The organism is Phycicoccus sp. Soil802 (assembly GCF_001429605.1).
Taxonomy (GTDB): Bacteria; Actinomycetota; Actinomycetes; order Actinomycetales; family Dermatophilaceae; genus Pedococcus.
The window spans coordinates 262,165-287,883 of sequence record NZ_LMSS01000007.1 but is presented as its reverse complement, the minus strand read 5'-3'; the positions used below and the strand labels follow the sequence as shown (position 1 = coordinate 287,883).

Annotated in this window: 21 protein-coding genes; 13 read left to right on the top strand and 8 right to left on the bottom strand. The window is 70.3% G+C overall.

The genetic code is table 11. From position 1 onward, the window contains the following. Nucleotides 1-84: 84 nt before the first annotated feature. Nucleotides 85-882, bottom strand: coding sequence for an IclR family transcriptional regulator (locus ASG91_RS18310; RefSeq protein WP_056924069.1), 798 nt, complete (start codon nucleotides 880-882; stop codon nucleotides 85-87). A gap of 586 nt (nucleotides 883-1,468) precedes the next feature. Here ASG91_RS18310 and ASG91_RS18305 point away from each other — a divergent pair. Further along, nucleotides 1,469-3,661 (top strand): Ig-like domain-containing protein, encoded by a 2,193-nt coding sequence (locus tag ASG91_RS18305; protein WP_056924068.1) that lies wholly within the window; start codon nucleotides 1,469-1,471, stop codon nucleotides 3,659-3,661. Nucleotides 3,662-3,739: 78 nt separating this feature from the next. Here ASG91_RS18305 and ASG91_RS18300 read toward each other — a convergent pair whose 3' ends face one another. Beyond that, on the bottom strand, nucleotides 3,740-4,327 hold the full coding sequence (locus ASG91_RS18300) for a cupin domain-containing protein (protein WP_056924067.1): 588 nt from the start codon (nucleotides 4,325-4,327) through the stop codon (nucleotides 3,740-3,742). A 166-nt stretch (nucleotides 4,328-4,493) separates the two neighbouring features. Here ASG91_RS18300 and ASG91_RS18295 point away from each other — a divergent pair, with 166 nt between their 5' ends. The 6 genes from ASG91_RS18295 (at nucleotide 4,494) to ASG91_RS18270 (ending at nucleotide 11,189) form a co-directional block, all read left to right on the top strand. Then, complete coding sequence (locus tag ASG91_RS18295) at nucleotides 4,494-5,411, top strand: ABC transporter substrate-binding protein (protein ID WP_162257551.1); 918 nt, start codon at nucleotides 4,494-4,496, stop codon at nucleotides 5,409-5,411. Between the two features lie 2 nt (nucleotides 5,412-5,413). Further along, the gene (locus ASG91_RS18290; protein WP_056924065.1) at nucleotides 5,414-6,316 is read left to right on the top strand and encodes an amino acid ABC transporter permease; all 903 of its coding nucleotides are present in this window, start codon (nucleotides 5,414-5,416) and stop codon (nucleotides 6,314-6,316) included. Further along, nucleotides 6,316-7,101 (top strand): amino acid ABC transporter ATP-binding protein, encoded by a 786-nt coding sequence (locus ASG91_RS18285; protein WP_056924064.1) that lies wholly within the window; start codon nucleotides 6,316-6,318, stop codon nucleotides 7,099-7,101. Before ASG91_RS18290 ends, ASG91_RS18285 begins: the two co-directional genes overlap by 1 nt. Before the next feature lie 2 nt (nucleotides 7,102-7,103). After that, nucleotides 7,104-8,075 (top strand): agmatinase, encoded by a 972-nt coding sequence (gene speB / locus ASG91_RS18280; protein WP_056924063.1) that lies wholly within the window; start codon nucleotides 7,104-7,106, stop codon nucleotides 8,073-8,075. Continuing rightward, complete coding sequence (locus ASG91_RS18275) at nucleotides 8,072-9,667, top strand: thiamine pyrophosphate-binding protein (RefSeq protein ID WP_056924062.1); 1,596 nt, start codon at nucleotides 8,072-8,074, stop codon at nucleotides 9,665-9,667. The genes speB and ASG91_RS18275 overlap by 4 nt, the downstream gene beginning before the upstream one ends. 103 nt (nucleotides 9,668-9,770) lie before the next feature. Then, nucleotides 9,771-11,189 carry a gamma-aminobutyraldehyde dehydrogenase gene (locus tag ASG91_RS18270; RefSeq protein ID WP_056924061.1) on the top strand — a complete coding sequence of 473 codons (1,419 nt, stop codon included), beginning with the start codon at nucleotides 9,771-9,773 and terminating at the stop codon, nucleotides 11,187-11,189. Between the two features lie 4 nt (nucleotides 11,190-11,193). On the opposite strand, the gene ASG91_RS18265 is transcribed toward ASG91_RS18270, so the two are convergent. Then, a complete protein-coding gene (locus ASG91_RS18265) occupies nucleotides 11,194-12,135 on the bottom strand; it encodes a LysR family transcriptional regulator (protein WP_235545769.1) in 942 nt (313 codons plus the stop codon). Between the two features lie 107 nt (nucleotides 12,136-12,242). On the opposite strand from ASG91_RS18265, the gene gabT reads away from it, so the two are divergent. Further along, the gene (gabT, locus tag ASG91_RS18260) at nucleotides 12,243-13,583 is read left to right on the top strand and encodes a 4-aminobutyrate--2-oxoglutarate transaminase (RefSeq protein ID WP_056924059.1); all 1,341 of its coding nucleotides are present in this window, start codon (nucleotides 12,243-12,245) and stop codon (nucleotides 13,581-13,583) included. Nucleotides 13,584-13,613: 30 nt separating this feature from the next. After that, nucleotides 13,614-15,077: an NAD-dependent succinate-semialdehyde dehydrogenase gene (locus ASG91_RS18255; RefSeq protein WP_056924058.1), complete on the top strand. Its 1,464-nt coding sequence runs from the start codon at nucleotides 13,614-13,616 to the stop codon at nucleotides 15,075-15,077. Between the two features lie 26 nt (nucleotides 15,078-15,103). On the opposite strand, the gene ASG91_RS18250 is transcribed toward ASG91_RS18255, so the two are convergent. Further along, nucleotides 15,104-15,877 carry an IclR family transcriptional regulator gene (locus ASG91_RS18250; RefSeq protein ID WP_056924057.1) on the bottom strand — a complete coding sequence of 258 codons (774 nt, stop codon included), beginning with the start codon at nucleotides 15,875-15,877 and terminating at the stop codon, nucleotides 15,104-15,106. A gap of 127 nt (nucleotides 15,878-16,004) precedes the next feature. On the opposite strand from ASG91_RS18250, the gene ASG91_RS18245 reads away from it, so the two are divergent. The 4 genes from ASG91_RS18245 to ptsP are packed head-to-tail and all read left to right on the top strand — an operon-like array spanning nucleotide 16,005 to nucleotide 21,086. Beyond that, nucleotides 16,005-16,796: an MIP/aquaporin family protein gene (locus ASG91_RS18245; RefSeq protein WP_082592746.1), complete on the top strand. Its 792-nt coding sequence runs from the start codon at nucleotides 16,005-16,007 to the stop codon at nucleotides 16,794-16,796. A gap of 37 nt (nucleotides 16,797-16,833) precedes the next feature. Further along, nucleotides 16,834-17,835, top strand: a complete 1,002-nt coding sequence (gene dhaK, locus ASG91_RS18240) for a dihydroxyacetone kinase subunit DhaK (RefSeq protein ID WP_056924056.1) — start codon at nucleotides 16,834-16,836, stop codon at nucleotides 17,833-17,835. A gap of 2 nt (nucleotides 17,836-17,837) precedes the next feature. Next, nucleotides 17,838-18,476, top strand: coding sequence for a dihydroxyacetone kinase subunit DhaL (gene dhaL, locus ASG91_RS18235; RefSeq protein WP_056924055.1), 639 nt, complete (start codon nucleotides 17,838-17,840; stop codon nucleotides 18,474-18,476). Between the two features lie 54 nt (nucleotides 18,477-18,530). Beyond that, on the top strand, nucleotides 18,531-21,086 hold the full coding sequence (gene ptsP, locus ASG91_RS18230; RefSeq protein WP_082594304.1) for a phosphoenolpyruvate--protein phosphotransferase: 2,556 nt from the start codon (nucleotides 18,531-18,533) through the stop codon (nucleotides 21,084-21,086). Nucleotides 21,087-21,108: 22 nt separating this feature from the next. Here the strand turns inward: ptsP and ASG91_RS18225 are convergent, their stop codons facing one another. The 4 genes from ASG91_RS18225 to ASG91_RS20930 form a co-directional block, all read right to left on the bottom strand. Further along, the gene (locus ASG91_RS18225) at nucleotides 21,109-21,486 is read right to left on the bottom strand and encodes a VOC family protein (RefSeq protein ID WP_056924054.1); all 378 of its coding nucleotides are present in this window, start codon (nucleotides 21,484-21,486) and stop codon (nucleotides 21,109-21,111) included. 83 nt (nucleotides 21,487-21,569) lie between these two features. After that, on the bottom strand, nucleotides 21,570-23,324 hold the full coding sequence (locus ASG91_RS18220) for a hypothetical protein (RefSeq protein ID WP_056924053.1): 1,755 nt from the start codon (nucleotides 23,322-23,324) through the stop codon (nucleotides 21,570-21,572). Between the two features lie 189 nt (nucleotides 23,325-23,513). Beyond that, nucleotides 23,514-25,121: an RNA polymerase sigma factor gene (locus ASG91_RS18215; protein ID WP_056924052.1), complete on the bottom strand. Its 1,608-nt coding sequence runs from the start codon at nucleotides 25,119-25,121 to the stop codon at nucleotides 23,514-23,516. Beyond that, nucleotides 25,118-25,669: a hypothetical protein gene (locus ASG91_RS20930; RefSeq protein ID WP_056924051.1), complete on the bottom strand. Its 552-nt coding sequence runs from the start codon at nucleotides 25,667-25,669 to the stop codon at nucleotides 25,118-25,120. Before ASG91_RS20930 ends, ASG91_RS18215 begins: the two co-directional genes overlap by 4 nt. Between the last annotated feature and the right edge of the window lie 50 nt (nucleotides 25,670-25,719).

Below are 25,719 nucleotides of genomic sequence, written 5' to 3'. Positions count from 1 at the left end.
CTCCTCGCGTCAGTGCTGTGGTTTCGGTTCCAGCATCGCCGGTCCGCCGGGTCCTCCACAGCCGCCTTCCGCCAGGTGGAAGGCCTATCGGATTGTGGCGTCGGCCGCGACGACGCCCGACGGAGTGCCGGCCCGCCGACCCAGCTCTACCGAGATCGCAGCGGCGGCGGCGACCACGGGCTGCCGCAGGTGACGCACCGCAGACGCAGTCTTGCCCAACACGACGATGCCGATGGCGGCGTGCACCGGGCCCCCCGCGCCGATCCGCACTGGGGCGGCCAGTCCAACGGTGTGGTCGGACAGCTGGCGGTCGTTCACGGCATACCCGTGCCGTCGCACCGAGGCGAGCATGGCTCGCAGTCGGCGCTGGTCCGTGACCGTGAACTCAGTGTGTCGCGGCAGCGGCTGGGACAGGACGGCGTCACGGATGTCCGTGGGGGCGAAGGCGAGCAGGACCATGCCCACGCCGGTCGACGGCAGCGGGAAGCGGGTGCCCACCATCGTCTTCAGCTCGACCGATCGGTGGCCCGCGATGCGCTCGACGAAGGTCAGCTCGGTGCCCTCGCGCACGGCCAGCTGGATGTTCTCGTGAGTCGCCTCGTAGAGGTCCTGGAGATAGGGAAGGGCCACCTCCCGCAGGATCTGGCCACGAGGACAGAGCGAACCCACCTCCCACAGGCGCAGGCCGATGTGCCACCGCCCCTCGTCGTCCCGCTCGAGGGCCCCCCATGCCGCCAGTTCAGCGACGATCCGGTGCGCAGTGCTGAGCGGAAGTCCGGTGCGTCGGGCGATCTGAGAAAGGGTGAGCTGGGCATGCTCTCGTCCGAAGGTCGACAGGACCGCCAAGGCCTTGCCGCCCGCGGTCAGCCCCTCGCGCGCCATGTCCCGATCCTGTCAGCCTCCCGGGTGTGGGTATAGGCCGACCCTGGACGTCTGGCTGCCTGGCTCTGCGGCACCGCCTTCGCATGTGGATTCGCGGCAATCCGAGCGGCCTGCACACGTCAGTGGATCGACGCTGTGCCGGTCGGCTGCCTGACGGCCCCTGGCTGACTTCCCCGCGTGAGACCATCTCGCGCCGATGAACTCCTCGGTCGTGTCCAGCGGGCGATGAGAGCCTGCTCCGGACTCGGGACCGCAACGTCACCATGCAGAGCACGGTCAATCCCTGTCTCGCTGCGAAGCAGCGACTGACTGCCGTGCCGCATCACAGCGCCTGCCACCAACTACCCGTCACCGTCCCGGGAAGCAATGTGCGGGGGCGAGTACCCGTGTGTGGCCGACTTCAAACCCTCGGGCCGGGTGCCTCCCGCCACGTGGACAAGCCGGACAAATTTCCTGGGAATTGCCTGTTTGAGTTCTCGGCCGCACGTAGCCTGCGATTGGCGTGACTGTGAACGCTATCCGTCTTGTTCTGCGAGGAAGGCTCCACATGCGTCTGTTTCCCCCGTTGCACGGCAGGAGGGCCCCCTTGGCGCGCCGCCTGCTCGTGATGGCCGCCAGCGCGGCCGTCCTGGCCGCACCCTCCGTCCTCGTCGCCGGTAGCGCCGACGCCGCCCCGCTGCCCGCGGCATACACCGCCAACGCGTCCGGTGACGTCCTGACCGTGGCCAGCACCCTCGCGACCGCGCCCCTCGCCGCAGTGGACCTGGTGCATGCCGACGCGGCCGCCGGCTCCACCACGAGCCCGCGCACCTCTGCCACGTCGGCCAACCTCGGCGCCCAAGTCGGCCCCGTCGGCGCCCAGCTGAACAGCCGGACGGCTACCGCGCCGCCGTCCTCGACCAACAACGGGAGCATCGTCCAGGCCTCCCTTGCGAGCGCCCCCGCAACCTTCGGCACGGGCATCCTGAGCGCCGTGACGAGCGCCAACTGGGCGGGCGACCTCGCGTGCGTCGCCCTGGGCACACCCCTGTCGACCGCAACGACGTCGACGACCGGCGCCTCCGCCACCCTGCTCGGGGTCCCCGTCCTGTCCACGGGGGACGCCTCGACGACCGCCACGACCTCGCTCATCGCGCAGTCCGCGACCAACGACACCAGGTCGGTGCAGTCGGCCGCGACGGGCAACGTCGCGGGCCTGACCCTGCTCGGGGCCATCTCCGTCAGCGCGCTCCAGCCGACCCTCACCGCAACCGCCAGCAGCGGTCCGGCGGGTAGCGCCTCGCTGACCGGTTCCGCGGTCACGCTCACCTACCCCGGCGGTTCCCAGACCCTCAACCTCGGCGACACCAGCGCCGCGGTCTCGATCCCCCTGGTCGGGACCGCGACGGTCCACGTGGCCAGCAATGCAGACGTCACTGCCAACGGCGGGGTCTTCTCGACGACCTTCCTCACGGTTGACATCACCCTGCTCGCCGGCGCCGGCACTGTCTCCGTGGGCGTCCTCCCACTCTCCGTGTCGGCCACCGCACCCACTGGTGGCGTGGAGTGCACCCGCGCCGTCATCGACATCGCGACACCAGCCGAAGGCTCCACGACGGCCGACTCGACCCCGACCATCTCCGGGACCTCGAACGTGCCCAGCGGCACCGTCACCATCACCATCGGCGGCGAGACCCACACGGTCACGACGGACGCCTCGGGTGCATGGACCTTCGAGTGGCCCACCCCCTTGGCCAACGGCGCCACCACGGTGAACGCCTCGGTGACGAATGCTGCAGGCAACTCAGCCACGGACAGCAACACGTTCACGGTGGCCGCCCCCGCCCCGGCCATCGTCATCACGGCTCCGTCCACGGGCTCGACGGTCGCCGACACCACGCCGGCCGTCACGGGCACGTCGAACGTGCTCTCGGGATCCATCAGCCTGGTCATCGACGGGGCCGCTCCGGTCACCGTGTCGACGGACGCCACCGGGGCTTGGACCTACACGCCGACGACTCCTCTGGTGGAGGGGTCGCACACCGTCATCGCGACCGCTACCACGCCTGCAGGCACGGCTTCGGACACGACCACCTTCACGGTCTCGATCCCACCCGCCATCACCATCAGCACCCCTGCGGACGGCTCCACCACAGAGGACCAGACGCCCGAGATTGCCGGCAGCTCGTCCGTCGTGAACGGCACGATTACGCTGGTCATCGACGGGGGCAACCCGGTCAGTGTCCCGACCGACGCGTCAGGTGGCTGGACCTACACGCCGACGGTGCCGCTCTCGAATGACGTCCACGTGGCCGAGGCGACGGCGACCAACGCGTCCGGCGCCACCGCGACGGACTCCGTGGAGTTCGAGGTGTTCGCGGAAGGTCCCCTCCCTGAGGTGGCGATCACGACCCCTGCTGACGGGTCGACGACCACCGATCGCACGCCGGACATCACTGGGACGTCGGACCAGCCGAACTCGGTCGTCCTCGTGTCCATCGACGAAGGCGAGCCGGTCGACGTCGACACCGACGAACGGGGCAGCTGGAGCCTCACGCCCACCTCCGACCTGGCCTGCGGCCAGCACACAGTCGTGGCCGTCACGGGCAACGAGTTCGGGCTGAGCGGTGACGAGGTCGAGTTCACCGTCAGCTGCCCGGCGGCCGCCCCCGTCCCCAGCGGTGGCGGTGACTCGCTCGCCCAGACGGGAAGCGACATCGCACCGCTCGGTGCGCTCGGCCTGGTCCTGCTCCTCCTCGGCCTCGGTCTGCTGCGACGGTTCCACCTGACGCGGGCCTAGCAGGAATGGGCGTGCCGCCCTCTTGCTGCCCGCGACGGTCACGAGCTGCCCGCGACGATCACGAGCTGCCCGCGACGATCACGAGCTGCCGCTCCACGGCGCGGGCGAGAGGATCCACACCATCTCGGCCCTTCTCGAGGTGCTGGTGTTCTCCCAGGTGTGCGGCTCCCCGCCGGGGAAGGTCAGTGCGTCGCCCGCGGTGAGCCGCTGTCGGCGGTCCGAGAAGATCAGCTCGACCGCACCCTTGAGGACGTACAGGACCTCGAGCTCGCAGTTGATCGTGTAGAGGTCGGCCCCTCCGGTGGCGCCTGGTTCGGCCGTGGTGTGCACGAGCTGCACCCTCGCCTGCCCCCGGGGAGTCATCAGCTGCTCGCTGACACCGGTACCGCCGAGGTTGATGGCCGGCGCTGACTCGCGTCGCACGAGCGCGACCTGCGGGGCGCTGAACAGCGTGCCCACGTCCACGCTCATCACCTCACAGAGCGTGATGAGCGAGCTGACGCTGAGCGAGGTCTCGTCGCGCTCGACCCGGCTGAGGAATCCCTTGGTGAGCCCGGACGACGTCGCGAGCTGGTCGAGGGTGAACCCGTTCGCCTTCCGCGCTGCGCGAAGGCGCGCGCCTAGTCGGACCCCGCTGTGGGTGGGGGAGACGGGGACCGGGCGCATCTGTGGATCCTCTCTGACCGGGCGACACACGTGGCCGTCCTCGTGAGGGCGACGTTACGGGCTGCTGCGTCCAGATCGGGCTGCACCCCTTGACATCCCATCATGCCTGCCCGATCCTCGTTGCACAACCTTTGTTGCTCTACACGAAACACCACTGGAGATGACCATGCAGCTTCGACACCTCGCACTTGCCGGCACCATGGCCGCGGTGACCATCGCGTCCGGCTGCGCAGCCCCGGACGAAGCAGGATCCGGCGCCAGCAGCTCCAGCAGCGGCCAGACGTCGTCGGTCGGCGCGCTCACCAAGGACGACGCGATCGCCGCGAAGCTCCCGGCCGCCATCAAGTCCGCTGGCACGGTGCGCGTCGCCTCGGGCGTGAGCTTCCCGCCCATGGAGTTCTTCGACACCGACAACAAGACCGTCCTCGGGTTCGACGCCGACCTCGGAGCCGCCCTCGGACAGGTCCTCGGCGTGAAGTTCGAGTTCCAGAACACCAACTTCGACGGCATCATCGGCGGGCTCGACGCCGGCCGGTACGACCTCTCGCTCACCAGCATGATCGACAAGAAGTCCCGCCAGACCTCGGTCGACTTCATCGACTACCTGAACTCGGGTGTCACCTTCATGGTGAAGAAGGGCAACCCGTCCGGTCTCAAGGACAAGCTGGACCTCTGCGGCAAGTCTGCGGCCGTCGAGAAGAGCGCCACCGGCGACCTGTCCGTGGACGACATCACCAAGGAGTGCACGGCCGCCGGCAAGCTGGCGGTGAAGAAGCAGCCCTTCCCGGACCAGGCCAGCGCAGTCCAGGCCTTGCAGTCCGGCCGGGCCGACGCCGTCGTCGCCCTCGACCTGACCCTGGCCTACAACGTCAAGCAGGCCCCCAACGCCTTCGAGGTGCCCGCCAAGCCGTTCGGCACCCTGCCGGTCGGCATCCCGGTGCCCAAGAAGAGCCCTGAGCTGCGGGACGCTGTCCAGGCTGCCCTGCTCAAGGTCATCGAGTCCGGCACCTACGACCAGCTCCTGGCCAAGTGGAACCTGCAGAACCAGGCGCTCACGGGCGCACCGCTCAACTCCGGGAGCTGACCATGACCGCACACGTCGTGCAGTCGACCGAGGCGGGGCACGCCGACGAGCCGGTCGTCCGGCTCCGGCACCCCGGCCGGTGGGTGTCTGCGGCAGTCCTGGTCGTCCTGGCGGCGATGTTCGTCAACTTCGTGGTGACCACCGAGCAGCTGCGGCCGGACCTCGTGTTCGGGTACCTGTTCGAGCGGTCGATCCTGCGTGGCCTGCTGGTCACCATCGAGGTGACTGCAGCGGCCATGCTGGTCGGTGTCGTCCTCGGCACCCTGCTGGCCGTCATGCGGCTGTCCGAGAACCCGCTGCTGCGGGGTGTCGCGGGCGGCTACGTGTGGCTGTTCCGCGGCACGCCGATCCTGGTGCAGCTGCTGTTCTGGTTCTTCCTGGGCACGGTGCTCCCGAAGATCAGCCTGGGCATCCCGTTCGGGCCGGAGTTCTTCAGCATCTCGAGCAACACCCTGATCACGCAGTTCGTCGCGGCCATCCTGGGACTGGGGCTCAACGAGGCCGCCTACATGGCCGAGATCGTCCGCGCCGGCATCGGCTCGGTGGATCGGGGCCAGACGGAGGCGGCCCAGGCCCTGAGCATGAACCCGGGCCTGACCTACCGCAGGATCGTGCTTCCGCAAGCCGCGCGGGTGATCGTGCCACCGACGGCCAACGAGCTGATCTCGATGCTCAAGCTCACGTCCTTGTGCCTGGTGATCGGCCTCCCCGAGCTCCTCACCACGGCGCAGCTCATCTACGGGAGGAACTTCCAGCAGATCCCGCTCCTGATCGTCGCCAGCATCTGGTACATCGTGCTCACCACGATCCTGACGGTGGTGCAGTCACGCATCGAGCGCCGGATGAGCAGGGGAGTCCTCGGTGCGCAGGTACGCCGCAACCGCTTCGCGATCGGAGGTCGGTGATGACCAGCACCACTGCAGGCCCGGCGACACCCATGGTCGAGGCCATCAACGTCCGCAAGGTGTTCGGCGACAACGAGGTGCTCAAGAGCGTCAACCTGAGCGTCCGGGCGGGTGAGGTGGTGTCGTTCCTGGGACCGTCCGGTTCGGGCAAGTCCACCTTCCTGCGCTGCATCAACCACCTCGAACGGATCGACGGCGGCGAGATCAGCGTCAACGGCCACCTCGTGGGCTACCGGCGCAGCCACGGCAAGAAGTTCGAGCTCAAGCCCAAGGAGGTCGCGGCGGCGCGGCGCGACGTGGGGATGGTCTTCCAGCGGTTCAACCTCTTCCCGCACCTGACGGCCCTGCAGAACGTCATGGAGGCGCCCGTGTTCGTCAAGGGCGTCCCCAAGGCCGAGGCGCAGTCCCGAGCCCGCGAGCTCCTGGACCGGGTCGGCCTGGCCGACAAGCCGGCGGCCTACCCCGCGCAGCTCTCAGGTGGCCAGCAGCAGCGCGTGGCGATCGCCCGGGCGCTGGCCATGGAGCCGGCCCTGATGTTGTTCGACGAGCCCACGTCCGCGCTCGACCCCGAGCTCGTCGGCGAGGTGCTCGACGTCATGAAGGGGCTCGCTGCCGACGGGATGACGATGATCGTCGTCACCCACGAGATCGGCTTCGCCCGCGAGGTGTGCGACCGCGTCGTCTTCATGGACGGCGGCGTCATCGTCGAGGAGGGCAAACCCCACGACGTCTTCAGCAACCCGCAGCATGCCCGCACCCAGTCGTTCCTCTCGAAAGTGCTCTGACCATGGCTGACCATGCCACCGCCACACCTCCGCGCGGTCCCGTCGACGCGACCGTCACCCCCCGGTACGGCGGGCCGGCCACCTTCGCCCGACTCCCGCGTCTCGACGAGGTCGAGCGCGCCGATGTCGCGGTGTTGGGTGTCCCCTTCGACTCCGGGGTCAGCTATCGTCCCGGCGCCAGGTTCGGTCCCGGACACGTCCGGGCCGCGTCCAAGCTGCTCCGCACCTACAACCCGGTCCAGGATGTCGAGCCGTTCGCGGTGCAGCAGGTCGTCGATGCCGGCGACGTCGCCTGCAACCCGTTCGACATCCTCGAGGCCGTCCGCCAGATCGACGGGGCGGCTCGTGAGATCGCCGGGACCGGCGCCAAGCTGATGACGATCGGCGGCGACCACACCATCGCGCTGCCGCTCCTGCGCGTGCTGCACGAACAGCACGGCGAGATCGCGGTCGTCCACTTCGACGCACACCTCGACACGTGGGACACCTACTTCGGAGCGCCCATCACCCACGGCACGCCCTTCCGTCGCGCCAGTGAGGAGGGCCTGATCGACAAGACCGGCAGCATCCACGTCGGGATCCGCGGGCCGTTGTACTCGCCCCAGGACCTCAGCGACGACCAGGTGCTCGGCTTCCAGGTCATCGGGTGCCACGACATGGACGACCTGGGCTGGAAGGGGGCGGTCGAGCGGATCAAGGCCCGGGTGGGGGACCGGCCGACCTACGTGTCCCTCGACATCGACGTGCTCGACCCCGCCTTCGCCCCCGGCACGGGCACCCCTGAGGCGGGCGGGCTGACCAGCCGTGAGCTGCTCAACATCCTGCGGGCGTTCAGCGAGCTCAACCTCGTCGGCGCGGACGTCGTCGAGGTGTCACCCGCCTACGACCACGCGGAGATCACCGGCATCGCGGCCGCCCACGCGGCATACGAGCTGATCTCGGCGATGGCACCGCGCGAAGGAGCCACGTCATGAGCGAGCCGGTCACGGGTGGCGCCGCCGTCATCGACTCCCTTGCGGCACAAGGGGTCTCGGATGTGTTCGGCATCCCGGGGACCCACAACCTCGAGCTCTACCGCTACCTGCCGCAGTCGGGGATCCGGCACGTCGTCACCAGGCACGAGCAGGGCGCCGGGTATGCCGCGGACGGCTTTGCGCGCGTCAGCGGACGTCCGGGCGTGCTGATCACGACCTCCGGGCCGGGCATCACCAACGCCGTGACGGCCCTCGCCACCGCCTATGCCGACTCGATCCCGATCCTCGCCGTCTCGCCCGGCGCCCCGCGCGGGCGCGTCGGCGCCGACGTCGGGTGGCTGCACGAGGTGAAGAACCAACAGGCTGCTCTTGACGCCGTCACCGGGCGGAGCATCCGCGCGGAGTCCGCGGACGACATCCCCGACATCGTGGCCGACATCTTCGAGGGCTTTGCCAGCCGCCGCCCGCGACCCGTGCACCTCGAAGTGCCGGTCGATGTCCTCGAGGGCGACTGGACCCGGGTGCCGTGTGCTCGCCGCCCGCTGCCGGGCGCGGCCCGTGCCGACCGCCCAGCCGTCGACGCCGTCGCAGCTGCGCTGCTGGGCGCCGCCAACCCCCTCGTCGTCGCCGGTGGTGGTGCGCGAGGTGCGACGGCCGAGCTGCGCGCCCTGGCCGAGCTCGGCATCCCGGTCCTGACGACGGTCAACGGCAAGGGCGTCCTCGACGAGGCTCATCCCGCGTCGCTGGGGGCCGGCGCCCGGCTCAGTACCGCCCACGATGCCGTCAACGGCGCCGACGTGCTGCTCGTCGTCGGGTCGGAGCTGGGCGACTCCGACCTCTGGGGCGGCACGGTCGCTCCCGGCCGTCCGGGGGAGCGCACGGTGGTCCGCATCGACCTCGACGCCGCCCAGGCACACAAGAACGTCCGAGCCGACCTCGCCATCGTCGCCGATGCCCGGCTGACCCTCCGGGACCTCGTGGAGGCACTGCGCGACAAGGGGATCCGGGGCTGGGACACCGCGCGGGCCCTGACGCTCCGTGGCCAGATCGACGCGGAGGCGGCCCGGTCCGGTGCCGCCTGGGAGCCGATCCAGCGGTCCCTCGCCGCGGCGCTCCCAGCCGACACGGTGGTGGCCGGTGACAGCTCGCAGGTCACCTACTACGGGACCGTGCACTCGTGGCCGTTCACGCCGGCGAACCGGTTGCTCTACCCGACCGGCTACGCGACGCTCGGCTACGGCCTGCCCGCCGCCATCGGTGCCAAGATCGCTGCCCCCGACCGGTCAGTCGTCGCCCTCTTCGGCGATGGTGCCGCCATGTTCTCCATCCAGGAGCTCATCACGGCCACCGAGCAGGGCCTGGCCATCCCGGTCGTGATCGTCGACAACGGTGGCTACGCGGAGATCCGGGAGCAGATGGTCGACCGCGGCATCGTGCCCCAAGCCGTCGACCTCTACCGTCCCGACATCCCGGCGCTGGCCAGGGCCATCGGAGCCCACGGTGTCGAAGCCACCTCCGTCGACGAGCTCGGACCCCTTGCGGCACAGGCGCTCTCGGCCGACCGCCCCACGGTCATCTACCACCGCGTCTGACCGCAGTCCTTCGCCGGGTCGCAGTCGCCGACGCACCACCCCCAGGCATCCCGGCCCATCGACACACTCACCTCCACCCACCGACACCCTGCTGGAGCTCGTCATGCCTTCCTTGCGCAACATCGTCAACGGGCGGGCCGTCTCGTCGGCCGCCTCGATGGAGTTCCACGACCCCGCCACCGGGGCCGTGCTGGGCGAATCCCCGCTGTCGTCCGCGGCAGACGTGGATGCGGCCGTGGGCGCCGCCTCCGACGCCTTCGTCGGCTGGCGTCGGACCACGCCTGCCCAGCGCCAGCGAGCACTGCTGCAGCTCGCCGACCTGGTCGAGGTGCACGCCGAGGAGCTGCTGGACTGCGAGGTGCGCAACACCGGCAAGCCGCGGGCCCTGACCCGCGAGGTGGAGCTGCTGCCGTGCATCGACCAGCTCCGCTTCTTCGCCGGCGCAGCGCGGGTCCTCCAAGGTGTGGCCAGCGCGGAGTACGAAGCCGGCTTCACCTCCTCGATCCGGCGCGAGCCCGTCGGGGTCATCTCGCAGGTGACCCCGTGGAACTACCCGTTGATGATGGCGATCTGGAAGATCGCGCCGGCCCTGGCGGCGGGGAACACCGTGGTCCTCAAGCCGTCCGACACCACGCCGTGGTCCACGGTCCGCCTGGCCGAGCTGGCCCAGGAGGTGCTGCCACCCGGGGTGCTGAACGTGGTCTGTGGCGACCGCGACACGGGTCGCGCACTGGTGTCCCATCCGCGGCCGGACATGGTGGCCATCACCGGGAGCACGCGGGCGGGGTCCCAGGTGATGGCCTCGGCGGCCGAGACCCTCAAGAACGTCCACCTCGAGCTGGGGGGCAAGGCTCCGGCCGTGGTGTTCGACGACGTCGACCTGGCCTCGACCGCCGAGGCGATCGCCGGTGCCGGCTACTACAACGCCGGTCAGGACTGCACGGCCGCCACCCGGGTCCTCGTGCACGCGCGGGTGCACGACGAGTTCGTGGGGCTGCTGGCGTCGGCCGCCTCGGCCCGGCGTGCTGGCCATCCCGACGACGCCGATGTCGCCTTCGGTCCGGTGAACAGCGTGACGCAGCAGGCGCAGGTCGAGGGCTTCCTCGAACGGCTGCCCGCCCACGCCTCCGTGGTCGCGGGCGGGACGAGCCACGGCCCGGGCTACTTCGTCGACGCCACGGTGGTCGCAGGAGTGCAGCAGGACGACGAGGTCGTGCAGCGCGAGATCTTCGGTCCGGTGCTGACGGTGCAGTCCTTCCGTGACGAGGCCGACGCGCTGGCCAAGGCCAACGGCGTCGACTTCGCGCTGGCCTCGAGCGTCTGGACCCGCGACCACGGGCGCGCGACCCGACTGTCGGCCGACCTGGACTTCGGCGTCGTGTGGGTCAACTGCCACCAGGTCATCCCGTCCGAGATGCCGCACGGCGGTTTCAAGCAGTCCGGCGTCGGCAAGGACCTGTCGATCTTCGGGCTCGAGGACTACACCCGCATCAAGCACGTGATGAGCAGCCACGCCTCGTGACCACTCACGGCGTCGCGGTATGCCGCCGTGCCCGGCGCCGTGGTGGCGTCACCTGTTCGCCGTAGCGGGCCACGCAGAAGGCGGCCAGCCGCGCGGCAAGGCGGCCGATGGTGGCCGCGCCGTGGTGGCCTGGCTGCCACGCGGCATACAGGCTGATCCCCAACGGCCCGGTGGGGCCGTCGATGGTGAGCGGCTGGAGGTCGAACCGCGGGTCGTCCGAGACGACGGCTATGCCACGGCCTGACGCGGCGACCGCCTGCGCGACCTCAGGGGAGCCGAACTCGTGAAGCTCCGTGTAGGCGAGGCGTGCCGCCGCCACCGCACTGTCGAGGGCGCGACGCGGGTGGTAGTCGCGGTCCTGGGTCAGGAGGGGGCGGTCCACCAGGTCGGCGAGTGGGACCTGGCCGCGACCGGCCCACTCATGGGTGCGTGGGACATAGGCCCAGACGGGCAGGTCGGCGAGGGCGATCCCGGCGAGCTGGTCCGGAGGAGGCGTCGTGCCGATCGCCAGGTCTGCCCCCAGGGTGAGGGTGGCGTAGACCGAGGCGGGGGTCTCCTCCAGGACGGCAGGCATCGGGTCGTCAGCCTCGAGGGTGGCGAGGAACGGAGCCACGACATCGGTCAGGGTGGTCCCGGGGGCGGCGATCGTGACGCGCTGCAGCCGACCGGCGGCGATGGCCGCGGCGATGTTGCGTGCTGCTTCGGCCTGGACCACGAGGGACCGGGCGACCGGGAGGAACTCCGCACCGGCCGCGCTCAGCCGCAGCCGGCCGTCGTCGCGGACGAAGAGGTCGACTCCGAGCTCGCGTTCCAGCTGGCGCAGCTGGCGCGACAACGAGGGCTGGGTGACGTGCACCGCGGTGGCCGCCGCGGTCACCGATCCCAGGTCGGCGACGGCGACGAGGTAGCGCAGGGTGCGGATCTCCACGGTATGCCTCCGAGGCATGGGGACGAGGCTCAACAGGTATTGGACAGCATGGCAGGCGGCGCCCGAGGCTGGGCGGTGACCACCCGTAACACCTGCGTCTTTCCGCTGGCCCCCAAGGAGATCCCATGTCTGTAGCCGTCGAGCAGCGTCGTCGCCTCGTCACTGCCATCCCGGGTCCGCGTTCGCAGGCCCTGCAGGAGCGCAAGGTGGCGACCGTCGCCGCTGGGGTCGGGACGGGTCTGCCGGTCTACATCGAGCGGGCTGCGGGGGGAGTGCTGGTCGACGTCGACGGCAACCACCTCATCGACTTCGGCTCGGGTATCGCGGTGACCACCGTGGGCAGCTCGGCGCCGCGGGTCGTCGAGCGCGTGCAGAGGCAGGTGGAGGAGTTCACCCACACCTGCTTCATGGTGACGCCGTACGAGGAGTACCTCGCGGTCTGCGAGAAGCTCGCTGCCCTCACGCCGGGGACGCACGAGAAGCGGTCGGCACTGTTCAACTCCGGTGCCGAGGCAGTCGAGAACGCCGTGAAGATCGCGCGGGTGTTCACCGGCCGCACGGCCATCGTGGCCTTCGACCACGCCTACCACGGGCGGACCAACCTCACCATGGCCCTGACCGCGAAGAACATGCCCTACAAGCACGGGTTCGGGCCGTTCGCCTCCGAGGTCTACCGGGTCCCGATGGCCTATCCCTACCGTTGGGCGGGCGATCGCACCCGGGTGGCAGACGAGGCCTTCGAGGCCTTCACGTCGCAGGTGCACGCCCAGGTGGGCGAGGACAACGTCGCGGCCGTGATCATCGAGCCGATCCAGGGGGAGGGCGGTTTCATCGTGCCCCCAGAGGGCTGGTTGCGCCGGGTGGCCGACTGGTGCCGCGAGCACGACATCGTGTTCATCGCCGACGAGATCCAGACCGGCTTCTGCCGCACGGGTGACTGGTTCGCCTGCCACCACGAGGGTGTGGTCCCGGACCTCATCACGACGGCGAAGGGGATCGCGGGCGGCCTGCCCCTGGCTGCCGTGACCGGCCGCGCCGAGATGATGGACGCCGTCCACGCGGGCGGGCTGGGTGGCACCTACGGAGGCAACCCGGTGGCCTGCGCCGCGGCGCTCGGCGCCATCGAGACCATGGAGGCGGAGGACCTGTGTGGTCGTGCCCGCCAGGTGGGTGCGCTGTTCACGGAACGGCTCCGTCAGCTCGCCGAGAAGTTCGACGTCGTCGGGGAGGTCCGCGGCCGCGGCGCCATGCTCGCGGTCGAGCTGGTCACCGGCGGCGGGGACGACACCCCCAACCCCGGTCTCACCGCTCGGATCAACGCGGCGTGTCACCAGCAGGGTCTGGTCACCCTCACCGCAGGGACCTTCGGCAACGTGCTGCGCTTCCTGCCGCCGCTGGCCATCTCCGACGAGCTGCTTCACGAAGGGCTCGACATCCTCGAGCAGGCCTTCGCGGCCCACGCCTGACAACCGCTGCAGCACAGGGAGATTCACCACATGACACTGTCACCCGCCGAGCAGGCGCTCGTTGCAGCTGTTCCCACCGGCCTGTTCATCAACGGCGCCTGGTGCGAAGCGTCTGACGGCGCGCGAGTACCGGTGGAGGACCCCTCCACGGGTCTGGCCTTCGCCAGCGTCGCTGACGCCACCGTGACCGACGGAGGCGACGCCCTCGCCGCCGCCTCGGCGGCGCAAGCGAGCTGGGCCGCCACGGCGCCGCGCGAGCGCGGGGAGCTGCTGCTGGCGGCATACGAGCTGCTCACCGAGCGGGCCGAGGACTTCGCGACGCTGATGACCCTCGAGATGGGCAAGCCGCTGGCCGAGGCGCGGGGAGAGGTGGCCTACGGCGCCGAGTTCTTCCGGTGGTTCTCCGAGGAGGCGGTGCGCATCTCGGGGCGGTGGATGACCGCGCCCAACGGCGCCACGCGACTGCTCACCATGAAGAAGCCGGTCGGACCCACCCTGATGGTCACGCCGTGGAACTTCCCGCTCGCGATGGGGACCCGCAAGATCGGCCCTGCCATCGCCGCCGGCTGCACCATGGTGGTCAAGCCCGCGACGCAGACACCGCTGTCGATGCTCGCCCTGGCCGCCCTGCTCGACGAGGTCGGGCTCCCGGCCGGGGTGCTCAACGTCATCACCACGACCCGGACCGCTGCGGTGATGGAGCCGCTCATCCGGGACCCGCGGGCCCGCAAGCTCACCTTCACCGGGTCGACGCCTGTCGGCCGCACGCTCGTCGAGCAGTCGGCCACCCAGCTGCTGCGGGTCTCCATGGAGCTGGGCGGCAACGCCCCGTTCATCGTGTTCGACGATGCCGACCTCGATGCAGCAGTGGACGGCGCGATGCTGGCCAAGATGCGCAACATGGGGGAGGCGTGCACGGCAGCCAACCGGTTCCTCGTGCAGTCAGGTGTGGCCGACGAGTTCGCCACCCGCCTGACGGCGCGGATGGAGCAGCTGTCCATCGGGCGCGGCACCGAGGCCGGCGTCGACGTCGGGCCGCTGATCGACGCGCCGGCGCAGGCGAAGGTCGAAGAGCTCGTGGACGACGCCGTCCTGCGCGGCGCCCGGGTTGCCTGCGGGGGCAAGCCAGTGGGGGAGACGGGCCATTTCTACGCACCCACCGTCCTCACCGATGTGCCTGCCGACGCTCGGCTCCTGCGTGAGGAGATCTTCGGCCCGGTGGCGGCCATCGCGACCTTCGACACCGAGGACGAGGCCATCTCGCGAGCCAACGACACCGAGTACGGGCTGGCGGCCTACGTCTTCAGCCGCGACCTCTCGAGAGTGCTACGGCTCGCAGAGCAGCTGGAGGTCGGCATGGTCGGGGTCAACCAGGGCATCGTGTCCAACCCCGCCGCGCCCTTCGGCGGGATGAAGGCCTCTGGGTTCGGGCGCGAGGGCGGGCTCGAAGGCATCGAGGAGTACCTCGAGACGACCTACGTGGGAATCGCGTGAGACCCCAGGTGGCGGCGCAACGGCGATCACCGGAGGTTCTGGCCATCGGGGCGAGGGGGCCACGCCTGGGCGCCCAGCTCGCGCGACACGGATCGCGCGGTGTCGCGAACCAGGTCGCGCGCCTCGTGGCGGGCCACGTCGCCGTCTGAGGGGATCACGACCCCCACGGCCCCCACGGCCTCTCCGTACGAGTCGAAGACGGGGCTGGCCAGCGAGCTCTCACCGAGCACGGCCTCGTCCTGCTCGAGGGCGATGCCGGTCGACCGGATCACCTCCAGCTGCTCGCGCAGCTGGTCGGCGGAGGTGATCGTCTCGCCGGTCATGCTGCGCAGCTCTGCCGAGGTGAGCACTCGCTTCTCGTCGTCAGGGAGGAAGGCGAGCAGAGCCTTGCCGAGGGCGCTCGCATGGGCCGGGATGACGATGCCCACCTCCGGCATCTGGCGACTGCCATCCGGGCGCGGCTCGTGGTGGATGATCACGACGTCGTCGACGAGCAGCACCCCGGTGCGCACGGCAAGACCCGTGCGCCGGGCGAGATCCTCGGCCCAGGGAATGGCCTTGGACCGCAGTTCCAGCGTGTCGAGGTAGACGTTGCCGAGCCGCAGGACGGCGGGGCCGAGCTGGTACCGGCTCGAGCCGCGCTCCTGCACCACCATCCCGTGCTCGACCAGGCTGCGGACGATCCCGTGAGTGGTCGAGGGTGCCAGCTCGAGGCGCGCGGCCAGCTCGGACAGGCTCATCCGCCGCGCGCCCTGAAGCGCGCTGAGCACCCGGATGGCGCGATCGACCGATTGGATCACGTTTGTCCTCTCCGCTGTGACCTACTTCACGAAAACTCTTGCCTCCCAGTGAATCATAGGGGTAGCCTCCAAATCACGTTCGACAATATCGAATGAAATTCAGACAACTTGCAAAGGGGCAAGGGCGATGCTTGACGAGACCAATCTCCTCCAGCGTTTGGGCGCTGAGGTCATCGGAACGGCTTTCCTGGTGTTCATCGGCGTGGGGTCGGTCCCCGCCACCCTCATCGTCAACGGCAAGGCGCCGTTCACCATGGCCGACCTGGGCGTCATCTCCCTGGCGTTCGGCACCGTGGTCGTGGCCACCGTCTACGCCTTGGGGCACGTGGGCGGCAACCACATCAACCCGGCGGTCACCCTGGGCCTGGCCGTGTCGGGCAAGTTCCCGTGGGCCCAGGTGCCGGCCTACCTCGGAGCCCAGGTCGTCGGTGCGATCGTCGGGGCGGCCGCGATCATCGGGGTCCTCGGACACCAAGCGAGCGACGTGGGCCTGGGAGTTGCCGCCTACGGCGACATCAGCTGGCTGCAGGCCTTCACGGCCGAGTTCGTGGGCACCTTCATCCTCGTGTTCACCATCTTCGGCGTCATCCATCGCAAGGCCGCCGCGGGGTTCGCCGGCGTCGCCATCGGCCTGGTCGTCTTCGCCGCCATCATCCCCGTCGCTCCGGCCACGGGCGCATCCATCAACCCGGCTCGTACCGTTGGTCCCATGCTCGTCCAGCAGCTCGCGGGTGGCGAGGTGAAGTGGCACCAGCTGCCGGTCTACCTGGCGGCCGAGCTCCTCGCCGGAGTCGTCGCCGCCCTCCTCTACGGCCTGCTCACCCGTACCCCGGCTGACCGCGCCGTCGCGGCTCCCGGGCTGGACCTCGGTGACCCGGACCCCCAGGCCGCCATCTCCCGCCAGACCAGCACCGTCTGACGCGTCCCGAACCCGTTGACTGCGAAAAGAGACTCTGATGAAGAAGTTGATCAACGACCCGAACGACGTCGTCGTGGAGGCACTGCGTGGCATCGAAGCCGCTCACCCCGAACTGCGGGTCGACCACGAGAGCAAGGTCATCTACCGCGGTGACGCCCCGAAGCGAGGCAAGGTGGGCCTCATCTCCGGAGGAGGGTCCGGACACGAACCGCTCCACGGTGGATTCGTCGGCCTGGGCATGCTCGACGCAGCGTGTGCCGGCGAGATCTTCACCTCCCCGGTCCCCGGGCAGATCCTGGCCGCGACCAAGCTGGTGGACGGAGGCGCAGGGATCCTGCACGTCGTCAAGAACTACACCGGCGACGTGATGAACTTCGAGATGGCCGCTGAGATGGCGGCGGCAGAGACCGGTGCCCGCATCGTGTCGGTGGTCACCGACGACGACGTGGCGGTCCAGGACAGCACCTGGACGGCAGGGCGACGCGGAGTCGGCGTCACCGTCCTCCTCGAGAAGATCGCGGGGGCGGCCGCAGAGCAGGGGCGCGACCTCGACGAGGTCGCCCAGGTCGCCAGGACGGTCAACGAGAACGGCCGGAGCATGGGCCTGGCCCTCACCTCGTGCACGGTGCCGGCTGCAGGCCACCCGACCTTCGACCTGGGCGACGACGAGATGGAGCTCGGTGTCGGCATCCACGGAGAACCGGGCCGCGCGCGGTTGCCGCTCGCCCCGGCGAGCGAGATCGCTTCGCTCCTGGTCGAGCCGATTCTCTCCGACCTGCCGTTCACCAGGGGCAACCCCGTCATCGCGTTCGTCAACGGTCTCGGCGGCACTCCGCTCATCGAGCTCTACGTGGTCTTCAACGAGGTCCAGAAGATCCTCGGCGGGCGCGGCGTGCCCATCGCTCGGTCGCTCGTCGGCTCGTACATCACCTCGCTCGACATGGCCGGCGTGTCGATCACCCTGCTCAGGGTCGATGACGAGCTGCTCTCCCTCTGGGACGCTCCTGTCAACACTGCTGCACTGAGATGGGGCATCTGAGGATGAGCGAGAACGTGACCACGGCGGTCTTCGAGCAATGGGTGCGCGGGTTCGCGGACCTCATCGCCGCCAACCGCGAGCACCTGACCGAGCTCGACGCGGCGATCGGCGATGCCGACCACGGGTCGAACATGGACCGGGGCATGAAGGCCGCCGTGGCCGCGCTCGATGAGAGCCGGCCGCCGACGGCCGGCGCGCTCCTGACCAAGGTGGGGATGACGTTGGTCTCGACGGTGGGTGGGGCCAGCGGGCCCCTGTTCGGGACCTTCTTCATGAGGATGGGGGGCTCGCTGGGGGCCACCGCCGAAACGGTCTCGGCAGGCGATGTCGCAGCGGCGCTGCGAGCCGGGCTCGGGGGCATCGTCGATCGAGGCAAGGCCGCCCCCGGTGACAAGACGATGTATGACGCCCTCGCGCCTGCCGTCGAAGCGCTGGAAGCAGCGCTGACGGACCAGGCCACCCTGGCCACCGGGCTCAAGGCCGCCCGGGATGCCGCCGCGGCGGGTCGTGACGCCACGACGCCCATGCTGGCGCGCAAAGGGCGAGCCAGCTACCTCGGCGAACGCAGCGTGGGCCATCAGGATCCCGGGGCGGCGAGCGTGGCGCTGCTGCTGGACGCTGCAGCAGATGCAGCCTCCTGAGCCAGCCCCCGATCCACCACCCACGTCAGCACGACCAGCAGCGGAGGCAGTGACATGACCGAGAGCACATCGGCCAACGCGCCGGCAACGGATGCCGAGCGCCGGGTCGGGCTGATCGTGGTCTCCCACAGCCGCGCACTCGCCCTGGCCGCCGTGACGCTGGCAGGGGAGATGCTCCATGGCCGCCCACTGACGATCGAAGTAGCGGCTGGTCTGGACGACACGACCTTCGGTACCGACGCGGTCAGCATCATGCAGGCGATCGAACGGGCGGACAGCCCAGCGGGCGTCGTGGTCCTCATGGACCTCGGGAGCGCCGTGCTCAGTGCCGAGCTCGCGCTCGACCTCCTCCAGGACTCCTCCATCCGCGATCGGGTCACGCTGTCGCCGGCCCCCCTGGTCGAAGGCCTCATCGTGGCCGCCGTCGCCGCCGCGGGTGGCGCCAGCAGGGAAGAGGTCGCGGCCGAGGCCCGCAACGCGGTGATGGGCAAGGCCGCCCACCTGTCGACCCCGGAGCCCGGAGTCGCGCCCGAGCCGGAGGACCAGGCGCAGGCAGCCATCGTCGGAGTGTTTCCGGTGGCCAACCCGCACGGTCTGCACGCCCGACCGGCCGCCCGACTCGTCAGCGAGGTCCGCGCCCTCGATGCGTCCGTCCAGCTGCGCAACCTCACCACCGGCGCCGGACCCGTCCCCGCCGCCAGCCTGAGCCGAGTCGCGACGCTCACGGCTCTGCACGGGCACGAGGTCGAGGTCCGCGCCACCGGGCCGCAGGCCCAGGAGGCCGTCGAGCACGTCCTCGCGCTCGCCAAGCGACGGTTCGACGAACCCCCCGAGCAGGTCTCCGCCCCACCCGCTCCGCCGCGACCCACCCCCAGCCGCAGCGGGCCGCTTGCCGCGTCCCCGGGAATCGCGGTCGGCCCGGTCCGCCGACTGGCTGCCGAGCCGGTCGATCCCGCCCTCCACCCCGCAGGAGAGCCGGCTCAGGAGTGGCGGCGGGTCCTGGCGTCGGTGGCGGCCGTGCGTCGGGAGATCGAGCACGTCCGGGTCCTCACAGAGCGCGAGCTCGGGCCCGACCAGGCCAGCATCTTCGACGCGCACCTGTCCCTCCTCACCGACACCGAGCTGCTGGGCGACGTCAAGGCGCGCATTCGCCCTGGCACCGGCGCGGTGGCAGCCTGGGCCGGCTCACTCGCCGAGGTCGAACGTCAGTGGGCCGAGCTTCCCGACCCCTACCTCAGGGAGCGGGCCGCCGACGTCCGCGCGGTCGGAGAACAGGTGCTGCAGGCTCTGACCGGTCAACCGGCCCGCCGGATGACGGGAGAGGGTGTGCTGGTTGCCAGCGACCTCACGCCCGCCGAGACCGCAGGCCTGGACCTCGCGCTGGTGACCGGAGTGGTCCTCGCCCAGGGGAGTCCGACCTCGCACGCGGCCATCCTGGCGCGGGCCCGCGACATCCCGGTCGTGGTCGCGGCCGGCCCCGAGGTGCTGGGCATCCCCGAAGGCAGGACGATCCTCTTGGACGGGGCCACCGGTGCGCTGCACCTCGATCCCGCGCCCGAGCTGATCGAGGAGTACCAGCGCCGCGCCGCCGAGGCCGCGGAGCAACGCGTTCGCCAGGTCGCCCTCGCCGACCACCCCGCGGTGTCTCGTGACGGCACCCGCATCCTCGTGGCGGCCAACCTGGGATCGGTGAGCGACGCGCGTGCCGCGCTCGCGGCCGGGGCGGACGGCGCCGGACTGGTGCGCACGGAGTTCCTCTTCCTCGACCGGACCGCAGCTCCCGACATCAACGAACAACAGGATCAGTACGACTCCATCGCCGAGGCCATGGAGGGTCGGCGGATCACCCTGCGAACCCTCGACGTGGGCGGCGACAAGCCACTGCCGTACCTGCCCATGCCCCCCGAGGCCAACCCGTTCCTCGGCCAGCGCGGCATCCGGCTGAGCCTGAGGAACCGGGACCTGCTGCGCGACCAGATGGCCGCCATCTGCCACACGGCGCGGCACTCGCCGACCAGCATCATGCTCCCGATGGTGTCGACACCCGACGAGCTGATCGAGGCGCGACAGGTCCTCGTCGAAGCTGCCGGATCGTCGGGCCTTCCGGCGGGTCTGCACATCGGCACCATGATCGAAGTCCCCTCGGCCGCGCTCAAGATCGAGGCTCTCCTGCCTTACGTCGACTTCGTGAGCATCGGCACCAACGACCTGACCCAGTACACCCTTGCGGCCGAACGCGGAAACGGCGCCGTCGCCGCACTCTCGGACGCTCTCGACCCGGGCGTGCTCCGCTTGATCGACCACGTCTGTCGAGCAGCGAGTGGTCGGGTCGACGTGGCTGTCTGTGGCGAGGCCGCTTCCGACGAGCTGGCCATCCCGATTCTCGTCGGGCTCGGCGTGCGAGAGCTCAGCGTCTCGCCTCCCGCGGTCGCCAGGGTCAAGGCGGCCATCCGTCAGCTCGACGTCGAGCACTGCGCGTCCTTGGCGGGGCAGGCGCTGACGCTGCCCGGCGCCACCGACGTCCGCAAGCTCGTCCTCGCCACGATGGCAGAGACGCAGGGCGACGCGGAGTCAGGAACGCGGACCGGGAGTGGTGTCGCGACGGGGTGACCGGAGGTCGGGCCGGGCGGTGTCAGGTCTCCTGGCCGATCGACAGGATGTTGCCGTCGGGATCCTTGAACCAGGCGCCCTTCACGCCCTCGATCTCGGCGATGCCGTCCACTGTCTTCAAGCCCGGCATGTCGTACTCCTCGAAGACCACCCCGCGCTCGCGGAGCTCACCCACCGCCTTCTCGACGTCGTCCACGTCGAAGCCCATGTAGGTGCTCTGGGCAGTTCCGGCGAACTGGGAGGGATAGACGAGCACCAGCGATCCGCCACCCGCCTCGTACCGGACCCCATCGGCCCGCTCGTCCTTGACCTGCAGGCCCAACGTCTCGCCGTAGAACTTCTTGGCCCTCTCGAGGTCTGACACCGCGATGGTCGGCGTCGCTCGTAGTGTTTCGAACATTTCCCACTTCCTCTTCAACTAGGGGGATCTGACGCCTGGGCGACCGTCTGAGCGCAGAGCGGGGGCGTCCGGGTGCGGGCGGGTCAACACCCGGGCAGCTTGAAGCTGGCGATCCGGGTCGTCCACCCGTTTCCGTTGGGTGCCGACGCCGCGCTGGCCACGGTGTAGTACTCGTTGACGTACCAGAACGTGCAGTCGTCCACGGGGTCCACGGTCAGGTCGGTGTAGTCGCCCCAGCGCGAGTTGGCTGTGGTCTGGGCTGCGGTCCCGTTGACGATGGTGCCTTCGCCCAGGGGCATCTGGCCGAGCGGGTCAGCCGCCATCCGCCCGGTGTAGCGGATGCCCGGGAACACGTCGGTGCCGTTGACCACGCTGTAGCCGAGCCCGAAGTTGCCCTTCTTGTCGGCGGCGATGCTTCCCATCCACCGATGGACACCGTCAGCGGGCGCGTAGGTGCCCTGCTGGCGCACGCTGTAGACGCCGTTGGTGCGCCGGATCTCGTACCAGCGCACCCCGGCCACACCCGGAGCGGCCTCCACGGACTGGTTCGTCAGCAGGGACTCGGAGGTGCCGAGGTTGCGGTAGGCCAACCGGAAGGAGGGCCGCTGCCGGTAGGACAGGATGTCGAGGTACTGCGCCGTGTTCGTGATGCCCGGCTGGGGGAGGCAGTCCCTGGAGCCGAAGCCACCGACACACGGGAAGTCCGAGTCGAACGACGCGACTGGCAGCTGAGTCTTGAGGACCATCGACGCCGTCGGGGTCGAGCGCCACTTGGCGTCGAACTCCCAGATGTTCAGCGCGTCGAAGGTCGCTCCATAGGGGGCGTTGTCGTCCTGGGTCCCCACGATCGGTGCGGGGGCGTCGTTCCTGGGCTTGGTCTTTCCGTCGACGTCCGGTGGCAGCAGCCCGTCGCCGATCAGGTTGAGCGGCACGGCACTGTCGGTCACCAGGAAGCTCACCGCACGCGCGGCTGGGTCGCCCACGATCATCTTGTTCCGCTCGAGCCCGTAGACACCGATGCCGTAGATGCTCGGGTCGAGAATGCCGAACTCGCGGGTGGTGATGAGGTACGAGTCCTTCCACACGCCGTACTTGGGGTAGTCGGGGAAGTTGTACCCGGTGGTGAACGCGTAGCGGTAGTACGAGCCGGTCGGGTCAGGGCTCGTCGAGACGGCGACGCAGTTGTAGAACAGGTTGAGCGGCTCGTCCGGGTAGTCGATCCCGCGCGTGGTGAACTGCGTCAGGATCCAGCGGTCGGCCACCTGGTCGTAGATGACCACGGGGTCACCGGACGGCTCGGTGCACTCGTCGATCGGGAAGTTGTTCCACAACGTGCCGGTCTCCACGGGTCCGAGCAACCGCGTGCCGTTCTTGGAGTACACCGCGAAGACGAGGTTGACCATCTCCACGTAGTGGTTCGGCCCGACCTCACCGTTGGGATCGGGTGGGTTGACCCGGCCGCCCAGGACGGTGAAGTTGTCCTGGTTGCTGAGGCCCTCGAAGTTGGCCAGGGTGCCGGGGATGGCGAGGGCGCTGGGCGAGGCGTCGGACTGCAGCGCGCCGTCGGCCGCGCCTGCACGGGCGACGGCCGACCTCAGGTTCGGGTCTCGGCCCACGACGTCGGGCCGCGCTGTGCCGTGCTTGGCTGCCTTGGCCAGCTCACGAAGTGACGGCGACACGTCGAACGCCGCGGCCGTCGTAAACTTCGGCTTCAGCTTGTCCGGCGATTTCGCCGGGGCGGCCTGTGTCGCCCCGGCGGGCGACAGCATGGCGGTGACGAGCGCAGCGGGCACCAACAGCCACAGCTGGCGACGGACGAAGTTCGGAGTGGCGTTCATCGAGGATCCCTCCTGACCCATCCTGCACAGCGCATCCTCCCGCTGATGGGTGACCCGTACCTCTAGCAAACTGCGTAGCTCTGGCCCGAACGGCCGCTGAACCCATCCCGATGAGGGTCCGACCAATCGCTGAAACCCTGCACCGGCCAGGCGTCCAGCCAGATCGAGGGAACGAAGTTGCTCGAGGTCCTACGGCGGCCAGCTGGCGGAGGCCGAGGCGTTGACGCGGCCGCCGTTGCGGTAGGTGGCCTCGACCTCCGCCGTCACCCGGCCGGAGGCGTCGTCGTCCCAGCGCGTGACGATGATCCCGGACCAGTCCCCTGATGCCGACCTGGCGGTGCATGAGATCAGGTCACCGCTCTGCTCGCAGGAGCTCCAGTCGCCCGACGCACGGCGAAGGACGACGCCGGACGGCACCCGCAGGGTGAGGCTGACGGCACCGGTCGTGCCCTGGGCCTGCGCGTCCACCTCGATCGACGTCGCGTCGGCCGGTCCGGAGATCCTCATCCAGACCTGCAGCTGCGTGGTGGCCACGGTCGTCGACGGGCTGCGGGTCGGGGTCGGCGAAGAGGACGAAGGCGTGGTCGCGGCAGGACGCGGCGGCGGCGCCGGGGCGCTCGGCGATGGCTTCGCCGGCGGAGGGCTCGTGGTCCGCGGCGCGCTGGTCTCGCGGGTCGTGGTCGGGGCCGCCGTCTCGGTCGGGGAGGGGCTCGGGGGATCCGTCGACGCGATCGGCGGCGTCGTGGTCGGGGTCACCTGCGCGGAGGGCGGACTGGGGGGCGGGTCGTCGGGCAGGATCAGCAAGCCGGCCGAGACCGCCGCCGCGGCCCCCACGGCGGTGGCGACGACCTTGCCGACGCTCAGCTTGGCGACCAGGGACGAGGTCGTGGTGGTTGCTCCCGACCCGCCGGCGGCCGCCGGCGCGGCTGCCCCGGTCCCACCCACGAGGCTGGACGCGGCTGCCCCACCCCCTCCGGCCGCTGCGGAGGCGCCCGCGACGGACGCGCCTGCCGTCGTCGCCATCGCGTGGGTCAGGAACCCCGGTGCCGTCAGCAGCACCGCTGGCCCCAGCATCGAGCCCAGCTGCTGCTCCACGCGTTGCAGCTCGGCGAGCCGACCAGGACAGGTGGGGCAGGTCGACAGGTGGCGGGCCAGGTCGTCGGCGGCGACGGACCCGTCGACGGCCAGCATCGGCAGCCGGCGCACGAAGGGCTCACAGCCGGGCTCCAGGCCGTTGGTGCTCAGGTGGGTCTGGAGGTAGGCCTGCCGCAGCCCCCGCCTGGCTCGTTTGGCGAGGGCGGCGACGGCGTTCGGGGAGATGCCCAGGTCCTGGCCGATCTCGATGTTGCGGTCATGGTCGACCGCCGTGCGCCACAGGATGAGCTGCCAGCGGCGAGGCAGCGCCGCGAAGGCCTGGCGCATCATCGAGACCTCGGTCTGGCGGGCCATCGGGTCGACCGGTCCGCGCGAGCCGTCCTCGAAGACGGCGACGTCGTCGCTGAGGACCTCGGAGGACGACGCGCGGCGCGAGCGGGTGACCGCGAGGTTGCGCACAGAGGTGAGCAGGTAGGCGCGCACGGACCCCGTGGGACCGCCCCCGGACGCGAAGGCGCCCAGCATGTTGGAGAAGGCGTCGGAGGCGAGCTCCTCCGCGTCGCGCGGTTGCCGGGAGCTCCTGCGCGCGGCCGCGAGGGCAGCCGGGTAGTGCCGCACCCAGAGCTCGACGACGGCTTCCTGGGACCCGTCGCGAGCCCGTTCGACGAGGTCCAGGTCGGTGGCCAGCGGGTCTGCGCTCACCGGGCCCCGCGTCCGAGCAGGTGGTCGCGCCCGAGATGGCGGTGGCGCGGGGTGCGCCCACGCCGCATCCAGCCGTCGCCTGCGCTGGAGGCGCGGGCCGCCGCAGTGACGGCGATGCTGCCCGCCGTGAGCAGCGGTCGGCGTCGGATGGTGCGCTGCGCCACCGTGGCCAACAACGCCAGGACCTGCGCCAGCGGTCGTGGCCCGTGGCCACGGGCGAGGGCGTCGCCCTCCCCGTCGAAGAGCACGTCCTGCTCGGCGTCGCTGATCGGAGCGTGCAGGGCTGCGACGTGGAAGGTGAGCTCGCCCCGACCACCCTGGTCCCGGTCCACCTGGTACTCCACATCCGCCGCGCAGAGGGCGCCGATGGCGGTGCGGTAGGGGCCGGAGAAGGTCGCGCCTCCAGTGCGGGTGTCGAGGGTCACGACGACGTGGGGTCGCTCGACCTCCTCGGCCTCGAGGCCGAACGTCCACCTGCCGATCCCGCCGGCCCCGTCCGGCTCCGGGCAGTCGGCGGGTTCGGGAAAGCTGCTGCCTGTCGATGTCATTCCGAGGTCCCCCTTCGGTCGGTGGTCGACGTGCGCGGGTCGACTGGACG